At 69.0% G+C, this 18172-nt stretch carries 20 protein-coding genes and 1 pseudogene; 11 read left to right on the top strand and 10 right to left on the bottom strand.

Going from position 1 to position 18172, the window contains the following annotated elements:
* Positions 1-102 precede the first annotated feature (102 nt).
* Complete coding sequence (locus ABZ371_RS14260) at positions 103-864, bottom strand: class I SAM-dependent methyltransferase (protein ID WP_358678304.1); 762 nt, start codon at positions 862-864, stop codon at positions 103-105.
* 110 nt (positions 865-974) lie between these two features.
* On the opposite strand from ABZ371_RS14260, the gene ABZ371_RS14255 reads away from it, so the two are divergent.
* A complete protein-coding gene (locus tag ABZ371_RS14255) occupies positions 975-1604 on the top strand; it encodes a CGNR zinc finger domain-containing protein (protein WP_358678301.1) in 630 nt (209 codons plus the stop codon).
* Here ABZ371_RS14255 and sodX read toward each other — a convergent pair.
* The gene (sodX, locus tag ABZ371_RS14250; RefSeq protein ID WP_358678298.1) at positions 1508-1945 is read right to left on the bottom strand and encodes a nickel-type superoxide dismutase maturation protease; all 438 of its coding nucleotides are present in this window, start codon (positions 1943-1945) and stop codon (positions 1508-1510) included. The two genes, ABZ371_RS14255 and sodX, sit on opposite strands and share 97 nt — an antisense overlap.
* A gap of 186 nt (positions 1946-2131) precedes the next feature.
* Between sodX and sodN the strand changes: the two genes are divergently transcribed.
* Positions 2132-2527, top strand: coding sequence for a superoxide dismutase, Ni (gene sodN / locus ABZ371_RS14245; RefSeq protein ID WP_358678295.1), 396 nt, complete (start codon positions 2132-2134; stop codon positions 2525-2527).
* Positions 2528-2534: 7 nt separating this feature from the next.
* Here the strand turns inward: sodN and ABZ371_RS14240 are convergent.
* Positions 2535-3483 (bottom strand): annotated as a pseudogene (locus tag ABZ371_RS14240) (site-specific integrase); the annotation flags it as partial.
* Positions 3484-3644: 161 nt separating this feature from the next.
* Here ABZ371_RS14240 and ABZ371_RS14235 point away from each other — a divergent pair.
* Positions 3645-3851: a hypothetical protein gene (locus tag ABZ371_RS14235; protein WP_358678292.1), complete on the top strand. Its 207-nt coding sequence runs from the start codon at positions 3645-3647 to the stop codon at positions 3849-3851.
* Positions 3852-4281: 430 nt separating this feature from the next.
* Entirely contained in the window at positions 4282-4821 is a 540-nt protein-coding gene (locus ABZ371_RS14230; RefSeq protein WP_358678290.1) for an NUDIX hydrolase, read from the top strand.
* Between the two features lie 4 nt (positions 4822-4825).
* Here the strand turns inward: ABZ371_RS14230 and ABZ371_RS14225 are convergent, their stop codons facing one another.
* On the bottom strand, positions 4826-6136 hold the full coding sequence (locus tag ABZ371_RS14225) for a helix-turn-helix domain-containing protein (RefSeq protein WP_358678287.1): 1311 nt from the start codon (positions 6134-6136) through the stop codon (positions 4826-4828).
* Positions 6137-6294: 158 nt separating this feature from the next.
* Here ABZ371_RS14225 and ABZ371_RS14220 point away from each other — a divergent pair, with 158 nt between their 5' ends.
* From ABZ371_RS14220 to ABZ371_RS14195, 6 genes are all read left to right on the top strand, one after another.
* On the top strand, positions 6295-6738 hold the full coding sequence (locus ABZ371_RS14220; RefSeq protein ID WP_358678284.1) for an ATP-binding protein: 444 nt from the start codon (positions 6295-6297) through the stop codon (positions 6736-6738).
* Positions 6726-7838: a radical SAM protein gene (locus ABZ371_RS14215; RefSeq protein WP_358678281.1), complete on the top strand. Its 1113-nt coding sequence runs from the start codon at positions 6726-6728 to the stop codon at positions 7836-7838. Before ABZ371_RS14220 ends, ABZ371_RS14215 begins: the two co-directional genes overlap by 13 nt.
* Before the next feature lie 3 nt (positions 7839-7841).
* A complete protein-coding gene (locus ABZ371_RS14210; protein WP_190874806.1) occupies positions 7842-7979 on the top strand; it encodes a hypothetical protein in 138 nt (45 codons plus the stop codon).
* A gap of 77 nt (positions 7980-8056) precedes the next feature.
* Entirely contained in the window at positions 8057-8866 is an 810-nt protein-coding gene (locus ABZ371_RS14205; RefSeq protein ID WP_358678278.1) for an aminoglycoside phosphotransferase, read from the top strand.
* Between the two features lie 169 nt (positions 8867-9035).
* On the top strand, positions 9036-9533 hold the full coding sequence (locus ABZ371_RS14200; RefSeq protein ID WP_358678276.1) for an NUDIX domain-containing protein: 498 nt from the start codon (positions 9036-9038) through the stop codon (positions 9531-9533).
* 660 nt (positions 9534-10193) lie between these two features.
* Positions 10194-10958 (top strand): hypothetical protein, encoded by a 765-nt coding sequence (locus ABZ371_RS14195; RefSeq protein WP_358678273.1) that lies wholly within the window; start codon positions 10194-10196, stop codon positions 10956-10958.
* Positions 10959-11353: 395 nt separating this feature from the next.
* Here the strand turns inward: ABZ371_RS14195 and ABZ371_RS14190 are convergent, their stop codons facing one another.
* Positions 11354-11698 carry a DUF952 domain-containing protein gene (locus ABZ371_RS14190; RefSeq protein ID WP_358678270.1) on the bottom strand — a complete coding sequence of 115 codons (345 nt, stop codon included), beginning with the start codon at positions 11696-11698 and terminating at the stop codon, positions 11354-11356.
* A 166-nt stretch (positions 11699-11864) separates the two neighbouring features.
* A complete protein-coding gene (locus ABZ371_RS14185) occupies positions 11865-12818 on the bottom strand; it encodes a LysR family transcriptional regulator (RefSeq protein ID WP_358678267.1) in 954 nt (317 codons plus the stop codon).
* A 286-nt stretch (positions 12819-13104) separates the two neighbouring features.
* Here ABZ371_RS14185 and snpA point away from each other — a divergent pair, with 286 nt between their 5' ends.
* Complete coding sequence (snpA, locus tag ABZ371_RS14180) at positions 13105-13755, top strand: snapalysin (RefSeq protein WP_358678306.1); 651 nt, start codon at positions 13105-13107, stop codon at positions 13753-13755.
* Between the two features lie 183 nt (positions 13756-13938).
* Here snpA and ABZ371_RS14175 read toward each other — a convergent pair whose 3' ends face one another.
* The 4 genes from ABZ371_RS14175 to ABZ371_RS14160 all read right to left on the bottom strand — a co-directional run bounded on the left by ABZ371_RS14175 (position 13939) and on the right by ABZ371_RS14160 (position 17928).
* Complete coding sequence (locus ABZ371_RS14175; RefSeq protein ID WP_358678265.1) at positions 13939-14607, bottom strand: DUF6304 family protein; 669 nt, start codon at positions 14605-14607, stop codon at positions 13939-13941.
* Between the two features lie 79 nt (positions 14608-14686).
* Positions 14687-15280 (bottom strand): GNAT family N-acetyltransferase, encoded by a 594-nt coding sequence (locus ABZ371_RS14170; RefSeq protein ID WP_358678262.1) that lies wholly within the window; start codon positions 15278-15280, stop codon positions 14687-14689.
* 104 nt (positions 15281-15384) lie between these two features.
* Positions 15385-16428, bottom strand: coding sequence for a family 2 encapsulin nanocompartment cargo protein polyprenyl transferase (locus ABZ371_RS14165; RefSeq protein ID WP_358678259.1), 1044 nt, complete (start codon positions 16426-16428; stop codon positions 15385-15387).
* A 96-nt stretch (positions 16429-16524) separates the two neighbouring features.
* Positions 16525-17928, bottom strand: a complete 1404-nt coding sequence (locus tag ABZ371_RS14160) for a family 2B encapsulin nanocompartment shell protein (RefSeq protein ID WP_358678256.1) — start codon at positions 17926-17928, stop codon at positions 16525-16527.
* Between the last annotated feature and the right edge of the window lie 244 nt (positions 17929-18172).

Below are 18172 nucleotides of genomic sequence, written 5' to 3'. Positions count from 1 at the left end.
ACCGGCGTGAGCCGGTACCGCCCTCTCCCGTTCCCCCGTCGGCGCGACGACGGTTCCGCCGCCGTCCCGTCCGCCCGCCGGCCCCGTCCAGCCCGGCCCGGGCTACTTCACCGCGAGCACCAGGCTGTCCGAGGGCGAGGCCCAGACCGCACGCGCCTCGGCGAAACCGGACTCCCGCAGGGTGCGCGCGTGCCACTGGACGGAGGGCATGTCGCCGTCCGCGTGCTCGCCGTAGATCGCGAAGCGTTCGGCGGTGGGTCCCGCGAGGACCGGGTCCTCGGCGGCGAGGGCCCACCACTGCGCCCAGTCCACCGCGCCCCCGGCCTTGGCCCGGTCCATGGCGGCGTGCCGGTGCGCGCGCTCGGCCGCGTTGATGCGCGGAGTGCTGGTGTCGATCATGTGGTCCGCGTTCATGAAGACCCCGCCGTCCCGGACCAGCCGGCCGATCCGGCCGTACAGCGCGGCCAGTGGCTCACTGTGCAGCCAGTGCAGGGCCGTCGCGGTGAGCACGGCGTCGTAGGAGGCGTGCGGGAGCCGTTCCGCCCAGGCGGGGTCCTTGAGGTCGGCTGTCACGAAGGTGACCCGGTCGTCGCCCTCGAAGGTGCCGCGGGCGATGGCGAGCAGCGCCGGGTCGAGATCGACACCGGTCGAGGTGGCCTCCGGGAACCGGTCGAGGAGCCGGGCGGTGATACTGCCCGTACCGCATGCCAGGTCGAGGACTCTCGGCTCGGGCCCCACGAAGGCCTCGACCATGTCCAGCATCACCCGGAACCGCTCCTCGCGGTCCGGCATGTACCACTCCTGCTGCCGGTCCCAGCTCTCCTGCCAGGACCGCCAGTCGCCACGCGTCGCCGTCTCCGTCATCCCGACCTCCGTACATGGTGAGCGCGCCGGAGCGCGTAATACCCGTCGCCGAATACCAGCTATTACACTGGCAGCACCTCGACCCTAGACCGACGCCGTAAGGACTACAAGTGGAACTGGCCTATTACTCGGACTATGCCGTGCGTCTGGTCAACACCGAGGAGCCGGCCCGCAACACGGACTCGCTCACCACGGTCGAGTCCGTGCGCGAGCTCTTCGGCGCGAACGCCCAGGCGGCCCGCCGCGCGACCGACGCGGACGTGACGCGCTTCCGTTCGGTACGGGCACGGCTGCGCGCGGTCTTCCAGGCGGCCGACGGCGGTGACGAGACCCTCGCCGTCGACCTGCTCAACTCACTCCTGCTGGAATTCCCGGTCAGCCCGCAGATCTCCGGCCACGACACCCGGGACGAGGACGGCAGGCCGGACTGGCACATGCACCTCGCCGACCATCCTTCGAACGCCACGGCCGGCTTCGCGGCGATCGCGGCGATGGGCCTCGCCTTCCACCTCACCTCCCACGGGGTGGACCGGCTCGGCCTCTGCGAGGCGGCGCCCTGCCGCAACGCCTACCTCGACACCTCCACCAACCGGTCGAGGCGCTACTGCTCCGACCGGTGTGCGACCCGGGCCAACGTGGCCGCCTACCGGGCCCGCAAGCGCCTGGAGACGGAACGGTCCGAGGAGACGGGCCGCAGAGCGGACACCGCCCAGCCCATCAGCCCCCACACGGACCGCTGATCCCTGCGCGGCGGCCGGTAGCGCGCCCGCACCCGGGCGAGCACCAGCTCCTCGGGCACCGTCCCGTAGTCCGTGCTGTCGCCGCCCGCGAACGAGTTGTCGCCCAGCACCCACCAGCCGTTGCCGCGCCGTTCGGCGGCCCGCTTGACCACCAGCAGGTCCTGCTGGAACGGGTGGCGGAGGATCACCACGTCCCCCGGCCGCACGGGCGCGCCGTGCTGCACCAGCAGCCAGTCCCCGTGGTAGAGCGTGGGCACCATCGAGGGCCCCGTCACCTCCACCACCTGGAACGACCCCTTCGCCGCTTTCCCGTCCCCCGCACCCCGCGCCGCTTCCGGCATCCGTGACACCTCCCGACTCCCGATCCGTCCTCCATTACACCGCTGCGGCACCACTCCGTGGTTTCGGCCACCGGCCCCGTCCACACCCTGGACTTTTGACCTAAGCCCATGGGGGCAGCCGCGGAAAGCGGCTCCGCACGGAGTAATGTCCCACCTGAGAAGACGATCACGAGGAAGGACAGCTCCATGCTTTCCCGCCTGTTTGCCCCCAAGGTCAAGGTCAGCGCTCACTGCGACCTGCCCTGCGGCGTGTACGACCCGGCCCAGGCCCGCATCGAGGCCGAATCCGTGAAGGCCGTCCAGGAGAAGTACCAGGCCAATGAGGACGCGGACTACCGCACGCGCGCCATTCTGATCAAGGAACAGCGTGCCGAGCTCGCGAAGCACCACGTCTCGGTGCTCTGGAGCGACTACTTCAAGCCCCCGCACTTCGAGAAGTACCCGGAGCTGCACCAGCTGGTCAACGACACCCTGAAGGCGCTCTCCGCGGCCAAGGCGTCGAACGACCCGGCCACGGGCCAGAAGGCTCTGGACCTGATCGCCCAGATCGACAAGATCTTCTGGGAGACCAAGAAGGCTTGATCTCTGGCTAGGCCGTCTGACCTGCGGTTTCGCTGGTCAGACTCCCTACCGGTCCGCACCCGGTCCGCAGGCCGCCGAGCACGGCGTCCATGACGGCCCGGGTGCGGTCTTCTTCCCCCGGCCACAGGTGCGCGTAGATCCGCAGTGTGATGACTGCGGACGCGTGCCCGAGGACGAGCTGCACCTGCTTGACGCTCGCTCCGCCGGCGATGAGCGCGGAGGCGTAGAAGTGCCGCAGGTCGTGGGTCACCATGTGCGGCAGCCCGACGGGCTTGCGGCCCTCGCGCTTGGCTGCTTCGTTCTCCGCCGCCTGGAGCGCCTTGCGGGCACAGTTCCACTCGGTCTTCCACCGTCGATAGTTGAGCGGTTCCCCCTCCTCCATCGTGAACAGCCACTCCGTGGAGAGGCGCGCGGCGAGATGCCCGAGGAGCGCGTCGGTGACAACCTCACCGACCGGAACCGTCCGCCGGGACTTGGCGGTCTTCGGCGGACCGATCTTCCCCGACTGGAGCCGCTGCCGCTCCACGCGAATGCTCCCGGCCTTGAAGTCGATGTCCGACACCTTCAGGCCCAGCAACTCGCCTATGCGCAAGCCTGACCCTGCGAGCATGACGACGGCTGCCCGGATGTACGGCGGCATCACGCGTGCCATGGCCTCGACCTGAGCGACGGTGGGCGGGGTGACCTCCTCGTCCCGGCATGACCGGAAGGGTGATCCGGCGGCACGGAGTGGATGCGATGACCTTGTCGTCCACGGCCGCGGTCATGACGCGCACGAGGACGTCGTGGACGTTCCGGACGCTGCCGGGGCCGAGCTGGTCGGACAGGTGCTTGAAGAGCACCTGTATGTCATTACGGCGTATCGCCGCCAGTGAGCGGGCGCCCAACGCTGGTACGAGGTGGAGCCGGAGCGCGTTGTCGGTGATGCGCTCACCCGCCTCGCTCGCGATGAGCGAGCCCTGCCCTCCTCACGGACCGGAACGGCGACGCGCACCAGGCTCAGGGCGAAATTGCAGCATTCGGCGGCTTCCTCCACACCGCAGCCCTGCATGCGCCCCGTCCGCAGCGAGCTGAGATGCAGGCTGCGGCCAGCGCAATCAATCGCGCCAACCGGTCCATGATCCGCGCAGACCACCAGGTCGGCCACGCCCTGCGCACGGCAGGACAGGAACTCCTCTATGGCACCAACAGCGCGGGCTACTTCGTCATCGCCGTCCTCGCCGCCACCGTCCACCTGGCCCTCGCCGCCGCCCGCTGGCATGAGCAGCGCGATCACCAACAGCAAGCAGCCGCCGCCCGGCTGCACCCGTACTGTCCGAACTGATCCGTCGTGCCCCGCCCGCCGAAACCATTACGCGCTACGAAGGCATCCTGCGGGCGACTCTCCCCGCCCAAGTCGACCGAAAGCAGGCCGACCCCTGGCCTGCCTTGACCGCCGCCTTGCGCCGCGCAGAGGCTGGCAGCCACTCGCCAGCTTCCGTTCTCACCGCAGCCGCTGAAGGACGTGAACTCGACACCGCCGAACACCCTGCCCAAGTACTGATCTGGCGGCTCGATAACGCGTCCAGCCGACGACTCGCAGCCGCAAGGGCAAGCAGCACAATGGCTACAGGTCCGAGCACCTCAACGGTCTTGCCTGCTGACTCCAAAACATCTCCCTCTCGTCGGCGTGGGCGATGATGCGCCAACCTGGCGGACGGATTCTCGTCAAAGTGAAATGCTGGATACTTCACTGAAACAAGGGAGTTGGGCTCATGCAGTGGACCGTCCATGGCGAGCGGCAGATCTACAACAACCCATGGGTGAACCTCTGGCTTGTGGACGTCCAGCAGCCTGACGGCCGGCGGTGGGAACACCATGTGGTCCGGATGCGGCACCTGGCCGTAGCGGCCGTGGTCGACGACCAGAAGCGCGTGCTGATGATGTGGCGGCACCGATTCATCACCGACACCTGGGGCTGGGAGCTTCCGATGGGCCTCATCGAGGCCGACGAAACCCCGGAGCAGGCTGCTGCCCGCGAGGTCGAGGAGGAGACAGGCTGGCGTGTGAAGGGCGTCAAGCCGCTGGTGTACGCGCAACCGGCGAACGGCATCACGGACTCCGAGCACTTCGTCTTCCGTGCCGAGACAGCCTCGTATGCGGGCCCACCGACCGAGTTGAACGAGTCCGACCGAATCGAGTGGATTCCGATCTCGGAGATCCGGGGCATGATCGACCGCCGCGAGGTCGTCAGCAGTGGCAGCCTGGTCGGTTTGCTGTATCTGCTGCTGGACGAGGCGACCGGCAGCCCGTAAGGGGTCAGCCGAGGGCTTCACGCATGCGTTGCTCGAAGGCGAGGACGGGGGCTTCGCGTGCGTAGGGCAGCATTCGGCGGTGAAGTTCCTGGACGTGGCTGCTCACTCGTGGCGAGTCAATGACTGCGGCAAGGTCGAGGGCGAGGCTGGCGCTGGTGCACGCCTCGTCGAGTTCGCCCAGCTGGAGCTGGGCGCTGGCCAGCCAGTAAGCGTGGAAGGCCCGGCCTCGCTGTTGGTCGCCATTTTCTCGACGTAAGCCCTCAGTGATGAGGGGTTCGGCGCGGGCTGGTTCGCCGAGGCGCGCGTAGGCGATGCCGGTGTCGACGAGGAGTTTCGTCTCGTCGAAGTACTGGACCCAGTCAGGCGCCTCGACTTCGTGTCCGCGTGAGCGTTCGTACTGGTCACGGGAGCGATCCACGGCCTGGTGGCAAGCCTTGGCGTCTCGAAGGGCGGCATGGGCGAACGCTTCTCGCAAGTGCAGCATCGACATGACGAGCGGCTGTTCGCCGGCGGCGCGGGCCGCGTCCTGGGCACGGCATGCAAGGGCCACGGCATCGTTCGGGTTGCCGTCGTAGGTGGCCAGAAGGCTCATGCAGGACAGCACATTGGCCATGAAGAGGCTGTCGCCTTGCGTGTGGGAGAGCTTGAGCGCCTGGGTGAAGTAGGTGCGAGCGGTGCTGTACTGACGGGCGTCGAAGTAGGCCCAGCCGGAAAGCCGTGCCAGCTCGGCCGCAACCCCTTGGAGGTCGTGCCGTAAGCCACCCTCGGCAGAGTCGAGGAGGCGGCCGACATAGCGCAGGTGTCCCACGACGGCCGGCCGCAGGGTCGCACCGCCGTGTGCGTTGTCCCGCCGCCAGTAGTCCTGGACCGAGGAGCGCAGGGCTGTGAGGGTGGAACGGGTGGCACGGCCGTCGACCAGAGCGAGAAGGTCGTCCAATTCCTCTGCCGGTTCGGTGCGCTGAGGTTCGCCCGGTACAGCAGGAGAGTGCTCGGGCGGCCTCTCCTCGGTGCGAGCTGGGGCAGGGATCTCCCAGGGTCGGTGGGCCAGGCCGAGCATCGCACCGGGGATGCGCAGGCCGTCGGCGACGCGCTCGATCACGTCGATGTGCGCCAAACCGCGCCGCCCCGCCATGATCTCGCCGACTCTGCTCGGCGTCATGCCGCACAGCGCGGCGATCCGCGACGGGTAGATCCCGGCCTTGACTTTGACCAGCCGAAAGATGCGGGCAAAGTCCCGAGCGCGACAGGCTTCCTGCCATGCCGCGCTGGCCAGCAGGTCGGCCGGCAGGGCCCGGTGGGCCTGCGAGCGTGCCACTCGTCCCCCTCACTCGCCCGTTCGGACGGACTGACATGGGACCGCCTACGGATGAGATTACCCACGTTGGGTAATCACCGTGACCTGATTCTGTGATCGCCGCAGCGGTGAACTTGTGTCCCACAGCCCGCCCGCGACGAGGGGACGCGATGCACGCGATGACGACGCACGACCGACAGACCACCCCGTTGCGGTGGCAGATGCAGTTCAGCCCGGTACGCAAGTGCGTGCCCCTGGCCCGCGCCCTCGTCTCCAAGACGCTCGCGAGCTGGGGATACGGCCAGGAGGACATCGACCTGGTGGTCCTCGTCTGCGGAGAGCTCTCTGCCAATGCCGTCCAGCACGGCGGCAGACGAGGGCACCTCTTCGAAGTTCGGCTGACTGTTGACGGTCCACACTGCCTGGTCGAAGTCTCCGATGCTGGCCGCACCCCTCCCCGCCCCACCCAGGCCGGGGAGGACGACGAAGGCGGCAGGGGCCTGCTTCCCGTCGCAGCGCTCTCTGAAGAGACCGGCCACCACGACCGCCACCCGATCGGCAAGACCGTCTGGGCCCGCCTGATCCTCAGCAGCCCGAGCGAGGAGTCCGTATGCACGAGCTGATCGCTGCCCCGTACCTCGACCACCACCTCCTCGTACGGCCAGGCAACCCGAAGGCAGCACGCCTTCCCGCTCATTTGTACGACGAACTGCACACCGCATCGGGTACCGCAGCAGTACCCGCGTGGCTGGCCGACGTGGCCCGTCAGGCTTGGAAGATCGATCTCAACGACCGACGCCTCAATGGAACTGTGCTGGTTCGCCCCCGCTCTCCGTATGCATACGGACGCGCCTCGTACGAGCTGAACCTCGGCTGCAACTACGATTGCGAACACTGCTACCTCGGCCTGAGGCAATTCGCCGGTCTGGAGTGGCCTGAGCGTGAGCGCCTGCTGCACGCCATCAGGGACTCGGGGGTGCTTTGGCTCCAGCTCACAGGCGGTGAGCCGATGATCGACAAGCTGTTCCCCGAGACGTACCGGCTGGCGTACGAGCTGGGCATGATGGTCGAGATCCTCACCAATGGCTCGCGTCTTGCCGCACCGAAGAACCTCGCCCTACTGACCCGCTTGAGGCCGAACCGGATCACACTCAGCCTGTACGGGGCCACCGCAGAGTCCTACGACGGGCTGACCCGGCGCCGGGGCGCGTACCGCATGTTCGTCAAAGGACTGGATGCAGCCCACGAAGCGGGGCTGCCCCTCGATCTCGCCTTGATCATCACGCGGCACAACGCCCACGAGGCCGACCAGATGCGCGCCTTCGCCGGCCGCTACGACCTGCCGTACCGCGAGTACACCCACATGTCGCCGACCATCTACGGCGGCGCGGAAACCCTCGCCACCCAGGCCCCGGACCACCTCGCAGATCGCGAACCCTTCAACGGCTGCAACGCCGGCCACACCTTCTTCCACGTCGACCCGCACGGCATGGCGACCATCTGCAAGGTCGGCCGTGACGAAGCGATCCCCCTCATGACCACGGGAGTCGAGGGCCTGAGCCGCCTTGGCGGCATCGCCGACTCTCTGATGCTTCGCACCGGTGGCTGCACCGGCTGCCAGCTCTCCGGCACCTGCCGGGTCTGCCGGCCGCTGGCCAAGGTCTACCAGGAGGCGAAGGCACCACTGGACAGGTACTGCCAACACGCGACTACAAGGAGCTGAACCATGACCGCCGTAGCAGTCGAGATCGCCCCCATCCGCCCGCTGTCCGAGCCTGATGCGGAGATCATCCTCATCGACGACGTGGACGCCTTCGCTGCGGCCACCACGCCCGGCTGCGGGGACGACAACCCGTACAACTGACCATCCCTTCAGGGGCTTTCGGCGGCACCTCGCGCCGGAGGCCCCTGTTGGCGCTTAGATCTGGAAACCTGACGGCCATGCCCGCACCCTCCATCACCTTCGGCAGTCTCCCCTCTGGCGCTCGTACCGCCATCGAAGCCGAGATCGGCTCGATTCTCAGGATCGAAGACGTCAGCACCGGTCTCAACAGCTCCCTCTCCGCGCTCGCGCACACCGCCGGCGGAGTCGTCTTCCTCAAGGGCCTGCGCACCGAACACCGCTGGGTTTGGACGCAGCAACGCGAGGCGGACATCAATCCGTACGTGACCCCGCTCGCCCCGCGCCTGCTCTTCCACGTCATCGCCGGCGGCTGGGATCTCCTCGGCTTTGAGGCCATCGAAGGCCACCATGCCGACTACTCCCCGGGCTCCCCCGACTTGCCTAAAGTCACCGACGCCCTCCGAGAGCTCGCCTCTCTCCCTTGTCCTGACATCGAGCTCCGGCTCGCCGAACAACGCCTGGCCGGCTACGTCGCCGACCCTGCCGACGCGAAAGCTTTCGCTGGGAACGCGCTGCTCCACACCGACTGGAACAACCACAACGTTCTCATCACCCACGATCGCGCTCACCTCGTCGACTGGGGCTGGGCCACCCGCGGGGCCGCTTGGTTGGATCCCGCCCACTGGGTCATCTGGCTCATCGCGGCTGGCCACACGCCTTCTGCCGCAGAGGATTCGGTCGCGCTTCTTCCCGACTGGGCATTGGCACCACCCCGAGCGGTGGACGCCTTCGCCCACGCCAGCGCGAACCTCTGGGTGGAGATCGCGGGCTCCGCTCCAGACGACTGGACAATGCACTTGCTCAACGCCGCACGGCTCTGGCAACAGCATCGAAGCAAACGCTCCTGACGGACGTAGCCTGCGGATGGATCAACCGTGGCGCAGCCTCCCGCACGTTGATCTCGTGCTCCTGAGCACAGACAGGTCGGCGAACCTTCCGAACTGATCTTTTCTGCGGAAGTGCTACGGCGTCCCCTCGGAGCCCTCGCTCGACAATCAGTCCTATGAAGGGACCCCCATGCCCCAGCAGACCGGCGACCAGCCGAAGGCCCTCAAGCCGGCGCTCGAATCGATGACCCTGCTGGTCGCTGCGGTCATCGTCCACGACAGGGCCACCAACCGCGTCGTCCTACTCAAACGCAGCGAGAACGCCAAGTTCGCCCAAGGTATGTGGGACCTGCCGGTCGGCAAGAGCGAACCCGGCGAGCCCATCACCGACACTGCGGTCCGCGAACTCTACGAGGAGACCGGCCTCACCGTGAAGCCCGAGTCTCTCAAGGTCGCCCACATCATCCACGGCGCCTGGGGCGTCGAAGCCCCCAACGGCTTCCTCACCCTCGTCTTCGCCGCCCACGAGTGGACCGGCGAACCCGAAAACCGCGAACCCCGTAAGCACTCCCAGGTCCGCTGGGTCAATGCCAACGCCATCCCCGAGAACTTCGTGGAAACCACCTCAAGCGCCCTCCACCGCTACCTCGCGGGAGGCCCAGACGTCTCCGTGGATGGCTGGCAATAGAAAGGTGCAGCGCCCAGTGAGGGCTGAAGTGGCCAGATGCGGACCCTTTCACTTCTATGCGGCTGCGGCCGCTCTAGCCATTTTTTCGGAGCTCCGGCAGTACTGCCACAGCTGAGACTTCCGTCGTATGCTTTGCGGGTGACACTGCCAAATTGCGAACCCTCCCCTATCTTGATTAACACCATGCGGGCAACTTTCGCCGTGCGCTGGTCCCCTGGCACGTCACCCGGAGAGCATATTTCCGCATCAGTAGGAAGCGCTCTGGGCGGGGAACCGGTCGCCGCTCGTGTAGTCCTGCAAGTCATCAGGCCCGCAAATGGGAACCATGAAACCATGATGCTTTCCCATGTGGCGGAGATGGTCACCGGCAGCGGACCAATGCACCCATTGATTGCCGATCTGGCGACTGGCAGTTGGGACGAGCCACTTTGCCTCGCCACAGTCATGTGCGAGCTCCCAAGGGTCGCAGACGTAATTTGGGATTCTGCCGATGGCGAGCCCTTCACCGTCAGCTACTCTGGACTCAGCCGGATGGGGGACCTCGCTTTGGGCCTCACCTCCGAAGCCATGAGAGTCACACTGAACGCCACAGATTCCCCGGGCTCGGTAGGCCCTCTTTGCCGAGCCGACCTCGTAGGTGCAGGCGCATTCAGATTCGGCGTGGACCACGATCAGGAATATGTGCTACCGCTCCTACCCCATACACCGATTGGAAGCTGGGGCACTAGCAGTCCCGGTCGCGAACGCACCGAAGAGGGCGGTGGCCTCTTCATTGCCGCCGAGGATTTCAGCAATTCGCTCTCAAATATTCGGCGACTCAGGTCCTGGGACGCACGCTTCTCTCATCGACTTTCCCGGGGCGAGTGGGCCGAAGCTGTCGTCGCATACGAAGCTTCCCAGGAACAGCTCCTCTGGCATGTTTTCGAAGCTATCCTGATCGACCATAATTGGCGTCGGTCAGATTTCGAAACACAGGATCTCCCCGGCAACAGCAGCAGCGCACTCTCTGCCATCCAAGCCCATCTCGGCGGCTCTTCAAGGGTATGGGAACCCGCCAAGGACGCTTTCGCGAAAATCTGGAGAACCAGGAACGACGTAATCCACCGAAACATCGAGGTGGATTCGAAAATTGTAACCGACCTAATGGGAGTAGGCCATCTAATTAAGGCCGCGATCGACGAACGCCTCAAGGATCCAAAGGTTGCCGCGCGCCACCCCTTGACTTCATGGCTTCACGTACCAAATGCCGACTTCCCGCTGGGACCCAAGATCGAGGAAGCAGCTCGCCGCCTCCTGTCAAGCGCCAGAATCCCTGACACCAGGGAAGTTAATGACATGACAGGGCTGCCCGCATCTCTTAAGGCTGAAACTCCATATCGAAATTGCGGCGGGGGAAGTAAGAAGGACCAGTTGCTGAGGCGATGACAAGAAAAACCAGTCGCTCGGCAGTTCACCAGGCACGAGGGGGCCCCGCAGCGCTTCATGAGCTACGCGCCCCGTCGACTGCCTACGCAATCACCCGGCCAGTACACGACAGTCCGCACACAGTCCGCAGGACACCCGATCAGGACCGTCGTGTCCCCTCGCCAGCCATCAAGAAAAGGCCAGGTCAGCGACCCGCAGGGACGATCCCCGCAGGTCGCCGACCCGGCCCATTACTAGGAGACCAAGAAGGCCTGACCCGCGGATCATCGTTCCGCGCGGTCGTCCCGGCCGTACGCGCCCGGCCCGCACGCCCTCCCCCGGGGGGCCGTGCGGGCCGGGCGTGCTCGTTCTCCCGCCCCGCGCCTCCCGGCGACGGGCTCCCGCGGCGGGCTGGTTCAGCCCTGGTGTCCCGGCCCCCGGTCCTCCCAGGGCCGCACCTCCACGACGGCGCTCACAGGCAGGGGCCCGTAGACGTGGGGGTACTCCTCTCCTCCCGGCTTCACGGCCTCGTACCGCACGGGCGCCTCCAGCCGGTCCCGGTCGATGACCAGGACGACCAGGCCCTCGCCGTCCGCCCCGTAGACCGCGCGCGCCACGTCGGCGAGCTGATGGGGCAGCGAGCAGTGGATGAACCCCTCTTCACTCAGCGTGCGGCCGCGGGTGGACATCTCGTACGTCCCGGTCTCGCGAGCCGCCTTCCACAGGGACTCTTCGGTGAGGTGCAGCAACTGTTCGCTCATCGCACCACGGTAGAGGTGTCGACGACCGCGCGTGGTGCCCCCTCGGCTCCGGACCATGGCCGGATCCAGGCCGGCCCGCGCGGTGCGGCACCGTCCGCCGCGGCGCCGTCCACCGCCGTCGGGCGCGAGCGGGCGGTCGCCGCCCGCCCCGCCCGGGCGTACGCCGTCAGGGTGCGAGCGCCAGACGGCTGTGGTGGCGCAGCAGCCACCGGTGGTAGTCGGTGGCCCGCCCGGCGGCCTCGCGGTAGGCACCTTCCAACTCCCCGTACACCGTCTCCATGTCCGCGCCCGGCCGCGCGACCAGCAGGAGCCGGACGGCCAGCGGGTCACCGCGCAGCGGGCGGATCGCCATGTCCTCGCGCGGGCCGGAGGTCGGCTGGCAGGGGGCGACCGCCTCGCCGAGGACGACGAGGGAGGCCGCCGTGAGGTAGTCGCCGTGCAGGACGGTCGGGTCGAGGCCGGCGGCGCCCAGCACCCGGCGGAGGCCGTCCCATTCGCCGTCCACGGACGGGTCGACCATCCACCGGTCGGCGGCGAGGTCGTCGAGGTCCACCACCGGGCCGGCCGCGGCGGGGTGATCGCGCGACAGGGAGATGAACTGCGGTTCCCGGTCCAGGAGTACGCGCTGCCGCAGGCCGTCCGGTATCTCCAGCGGACAGCCCTCCACCTCGTGCACGAAGGCGACGTCGAGTCGGCCGGCCGCCACCGCGCGCAACAGCGCACGCGCCGACACGTCGACCCGCAGGGAGATGTCCGTCCCGGGCAGGCGGACCCGCAGCCGGCGCAGCCAGTCGCCGATGACCCGGCTCGCGGTGGAGCCGATGCGCAACCGGGCGGCACCGGCGCGAGCGGCCTCGGCCTCCGCCATCGCGGCGCCGACCAGCGAGGACATGCCGTCCACCAGCGGACGGGCCCGGCCGAGGACCGCCCGCCCGAGCAGGGTGGGCCGGCAGCCCGTCCTCTCCCGGCGGAAGAGCTCCGCTCCCAGGGCCTTCTCGATCCGCTGGAGCTGGGTGGTCAGGGAGGGCTGGCTGACGCCCAGCCGCCGCGCGGCTTGATGCAGGCTGCCCGTGTCCGCTATGGCGCACAGCGCCCTGAGGTGTCTGACCTCAAGCTCCATGACGAGGAGCGTATGGCTGTTCGCGTAGGGAACACCAGACGGCCCAACCCCACTAAAGGGGCCGATTCGGGGGCCGTTGGGGCGATCGGTGTGTGCGCCTCCTGTGCGGCTCCCGTGGGGGGATAGAGCGGCGCTATCACCGAATGACATCATCCGCTGCGGCCCCGGCTGCCCTGACACTCACTCCGTACCGACAACCCCCCACCCGCGCCCCGACCGACCCACCGGACGGGGCGCGGCGGACAGGTAGGAGAGAACCCCCGTGAGACACACCAGGACAGCCGTCATGTCGGCCGTGGCCGGTCTCGGTCTCGGCCTCGCCGCCGCCATGGGCACCACCCCCGCGATCGCCGCCCCGGCCTCCGCCTCCACCTCCGCCGCCACGGCGCAGGCCGGTTACGCCGCCTACGCCGGGTCCAGCGAGAACGCCGCCGCCAACAAGGCGTTCTTCGACGCCGTCCTCAAGTCGGTCGCCGAGAAGCGCGCCGTGACGCCGGGCGCCCAGGCGGTGACCGTCGTCTACAGCGCCGCGAACGCGCCCAGCTTCCGCAGCCAGATAGCGAGCAGCGCCAGCATCTGGAACAGCTCGGTCAGCAACGTCAAGCTGCAGGAAGGCTCGAACGCCGACTTCGCCTACTACGAGGGCAACGACTCCCGAGGCTCGTACGCGAGCACCAACGGGCACGGCAGCGGCTACATCTTCCTGGACTACGCGCAGAACCGGCAGTACAACTCGACCCGGGTCACGGCCCACGAGACCGGGCACGTGCTCGGTCTGCCGGACCACTACACCGGTCCGTGCAGCGAGCTCATGTCGGGTGGTGGTCCCGGCACGTCCTGCACCAACGCCTACCCGAACTCCACCGAGCGCTCGCGGGTGAACACCCTGTGGCGCAACGGCCTCGCGGCCGCGCTCGCCACCGCCGCCAAGTCCTGACACCGGCGGCCTGACGCGCCGGGGCAGTCCCCTCTCACGGGACGGCCCCGGCGCACCGGCGACCGCTTCCTCGCGGGCGCGGACACGCACTCCTCGCGGGTGTGGACAAGAGGTTCGCGTGCGCACAGGCGGCCGAGGACCCCGCGAGCGCGGAGACCGACGGGAACGCCCGCAGGCTCCCGGTCAGGCCCTTTCGAGCGGGAAGGCCCCCCGATGGCCCGTGCCGGCGCCCGTGGCCGGGCGCGGCTCGAACTCGCGGCAGCTCCATATCTCCTGGACGAATCCGGTGCGCCGGTCCCAGAGGCCGGCCACGGCTCCCGCGTCCGTCGCGCCGCGGTAGGCATCCTTCGCACCCCGGAAGCAGGCGAGTTGCCCCGAGAGTCCCCGATCGGGCGCGGGGAAGTAGTCGGAGAGCGCGCAGGCTATGCAGGTCTGCAGGTGGATGTCCGGCGGGAGGGCGCGCTGGACCGTGGCCAGCGCGGCCGCGAAGTCGCCCTCGGCACGGTGCGACTCGTACACGGCGCCGTCGAGGTGGAGGGCGAGGTACAGGTCGGGGTCGGCCCGGCGCAAGGACAGCAGGCAGCTGAGCGTGGCCTGGCGCACCGCACCGGCCGTGAGGACCGGCAGGGGCAGGTCCCACTCCAGCACGCAGTCACCGAGCACCCCGTCGACCAGGTCGAAGACACCGCCTTCGGCCGTCGGGCCGGTCACGGGACGCAGACCGTCGAAGCTCTCGCCCTCGAAGTCCGTACCGCGGACGCGGATGCGCAGGTGCTGTCCGTCGGTGGTGAGGACGACGGCTTCGGAACCGTGGCCGTCCCGGTACCAGCCTGCCCACGACTCATCTGTCATGAGCAGGGACTGTAGCCCGTGGCCGGCGGCCGGCCCGTGGCACCCTCCCCTTCCGCGTCGCAGGGTCTCCGGCCACCCGTCAACCGGTGTGCGGATCCCGCCACATGGGCCACATCGAGGGTCCGTCCGGCAGGTCCACGCCCCGCCCCAGGAGACGGAATCCGAGGCGCTCGTACAGCCGGCGGCTGCGCTCGCTGCTCGCCTCCAGGTAGGCGGGGACCCCGTCACGGTCGCACCGGTCCAGCACCCCGCTGACCAGTGCCTCTCCGATGCCCTCCCCCTGACGCTCCGGGGAGACGCCGATCATGAGCAGATACACGTGGGCGCGCCCGCGCGGGTGGGCCTCGGCGCTCAGCCTCCCCACCAGCTCTACCCGTTCGTTGCCCGGATCGGTGACCTCCCTCATGCGCGCGGGCGTGTCGTCCTCCTCCGGGGCATCCGCGGGCACGGACAGCCAGAGGGCCGTGGCGGTGCCGTCCTCCAGCAGGTCGATCCAACCGCCGTCCAGCGCGGCGTCGGCGAAGGCCCCGAGGAACCGGCCGTGGACGGCCCGCCGGTGCGCCTCGTCCGGAAAGACCCAGGCGCTCACCGGATCGTGGTGGAACGCCTCCTCCATGATCCGTACGACCTGGCCCCTGTCCCGCTCGTCCGCCCGCCGTACGCGTACACCCATGACCGGCCCGCCCCTTCGTCCGCAGTGGTACTGGATACCGACCGACGTGCGGAATCCTAGAGTTGACCGACGGCGTGGCCGTCGCGCGGGGACGGGCGGACGGCTCAGTGGGTCCTGCGGGTGACGAACTCCGCCAGGGCGAGCAGGTCCCCCGCGGCAGCCGGATCGGGCACCGCGCGGGACAGGTGGTGGACCGCTCGCGCCATCCGGTCCGCGGCGCAGGTCTGTGCCCAGTCCCGGCCGCCCGCCCGTTCGACCGCGTCGGCCGCTCGGCTCACCTCGCCCGGGGTGGCCATGGCTCCCCGGTAGAGCTCGGCCAGCTCGGCGGCGGGAGGGGTACCCGAGGTGAGGGCGGCCACCACCGGCAGGGACTTCTTGTGGGCGGTCAGATCCGCGCCGACCGGCTTGCCCGTACGTCCGGTGTCCCCCCAGATGCCGATCAGGTCGTCGATGAGCTGGAAGGCGAGACCGGCCTCCCTGCCGAATCCGTCCATGGCTCCGACCGCCCGCTCGTCGGCCCCGGCGTAGAGGGCGCCGAGGGCGCAGGCACAGCCGAGCAGGGCCCCCGTCTTGGCCGTGGCCATGGCCAGGCACTCGTCGAGGGTGACGTCGTCGGGAGCCCGTCCTTCCAGGGCGCAGTCGGCCTGCTGGCCCGCGCACAGCTCGATGACGCAGGTGGACAGGCGGGCACCGGCCCGGCCGGACGCCGGGTGCGGGTCGTCCGCGAGCAGGCGCTGGGCGAGGGCGAGCATGGCGTCGCCCGTGATCACCGCGTCCGGCACCCCGAAGACGGCCCAGGCCGTCGGCCGGTGCCGCCGGGTGGCGTCGCCGTCGATGACGTCGTCGTGGAGGAGGGTGAAGTTGTGCGCGAGCTCGACGGCGACGGCCGCGCGCATCGCCGTCTCGGGGGCGCCCCCCAGCGCGCGGGCGGCGGCGAGGACGAGCGCGGGTCTGATGGCCTTCCCCGCCTTTCCCGGGGCGGAGGTCCCGTCGGCGTTCTGCCAGCCGAAGTGGTACATGGCGACCCGGCGTATGCCCCCGGGCAGCGATTCCACGGCAGCCCGCAGGTGGGGATCGACGACGCTCCGGGTGTGTTCCAGCAGCGCGGCGGCTTCGTGCCCCTCCGTCGCGGCATCCGTACTCGTCATGGTCACGGTCACTCCTTCCCGGGTGCCCGGGGCACCTCTGTCGGGCCCTGCGTGTGCCGGGGACCCGGGCCCGTGCGGCCCGGGCCCCCCGGGCCGTCACCGCCAGCGGCTCACCTCGACGTTCTCCAGGACGCCGAGGGCGTCGGGCACGAGGATGGCCGCGGAGTAGTAGGCCGTCACCAGGTAGGAGATGATCGCCTGCTCGTCGATGCCCATGAAGCGGACCGAGAGGCTCGGCTCGATCTCGTCGGGGATGCCGCTCTGCTGGAGACCGATGACGCCCTGCTCGGCCTCGCCGGTCCTCATGCAGATGATCGAGGTGGTGCTGGCGTCGGTGACCGGGATCTTGTTGCTCGGGAAGATCGGGACGCCGCGCCAGGCCGGCACGTGGTGCCCGCCCACCTCGACGCTCTCCGGGACCAGTCCGCGCCTGTTGCACTCGCGGCCGAACGCGGCGATGGCTCGGGGGTGGGCCAGGAACAGCTTCGAGCCGCGCCTGCGGGAGAGGAGTTCGTCCATGTCGTCCGGTCCCGGTGCCCCGTCGTGGGGTTGCAGCCGCTGGCCGTAGTCGCAGTTGTTGAGCAGCCCGAACTCCCGGTTGTTGATGAGCTCGTGCTCCTGGCGCTCGCGGAGCGCCTCCACCGTGAGCCGCAACTGCTGCTCGGTCTGGTTCATCGGCTGGTTGTAGAGGTCGGCGACCCTGCTGTGGACCTTCAGCACCGTCTGGGCGACGCTCAGCTCGTACTCACGGGGGGCCGCCTCGTAGTCGACGAAGGTGTGCGGGACGACGGCCTCCCCCACGTGCCCCGCCGAGAGGTCGATCGCCGCCTCGCCGTACTTGTTGGTCCGCTGGTGCGGAATGGCGAGCAGTCCCGCGAGATGGTCCCGGAGCGAGTCCGCGCGGGCCGCGAGGTTGAGCACGTCCGAACGGCGCAGCGTCAGCACGGTGCAGGCGGTGACGGCGCGGGCCGTGTAGTCCCAGGTCGCGTCCCCGTCGACCAGTGTGTGGTCCCCGAAGTAGGCGCCGTCGGCGAGCACTCCGAGGACCGTCTCGTCACCGTAGGGGCCGGAGCCGAGCTTCTCCACCCTGCCGTGCGCCAGCAGATGGACCCGGTCCGCCGCGTCACCCGCCGTCGTCAGGACCTCGCCCGCCGCCACCTCGCGCTGCTCGCACCTGCGTGCCAGCTCGGCCAGGACCTCCTCGTCCCCGAAGTCGCGCAGGGCGGGCAGTTCGCCGAGCTCCGCGGGGATGACCGTCACCTGGTCACCCGTCTGAACGAACGTCACCCGGCCGTCGCCGACCGAGTAGGTCAGCCTGCGGTTCACCCGGTACGTACCGCCCTGCACCTGCACCCACGGCAGCATGCGCAGCAGCCACCGCGAGGTGATCTCCTGCATCTGCGGGGCGGATTTGGTCGTCGTCGCGAGGTTCCGCGCAGCCGCCGTGCCGAGACTCTGCTGCGGCGGCTGCGTGTCGCGAACCTCTTCACCAACGGACATCCGACATCCTCTCGATCATGGGCTGACCTGCGAGAAGAAGCCTTTCAGCTGGTGACACCACGCGCTATTACACAAAAGAGTGTGACTAGTCAGGCTTCCGGCTGGGCACGAGGACCCGCGTCGCCGCGCCCGGCCCCCGCGCGTGCCACCGGGCCCGTGTCCACCTCCGCGGCCCGCCGCCGTCCACGCGTGCCGCCCGCGCGGGGCCGCCGGCAGGGGACCGGCCTGGCGGGACCGCCACGAG

The sequence above is a fragment of the Streptomyces sp. NPDC005899 genome (assembly GCF_040629645.1).
Lineage (GTDB): Bacteria > Actinomycetota > Actinomycetes > Streptomycetales > Streptomycetaceae > Streptomyces.
The sequence above is the reverse complement of the archived record's forward strand: the minus strand, read 5'-3'. Positions and strand labels throughout refer to the sequence as shown.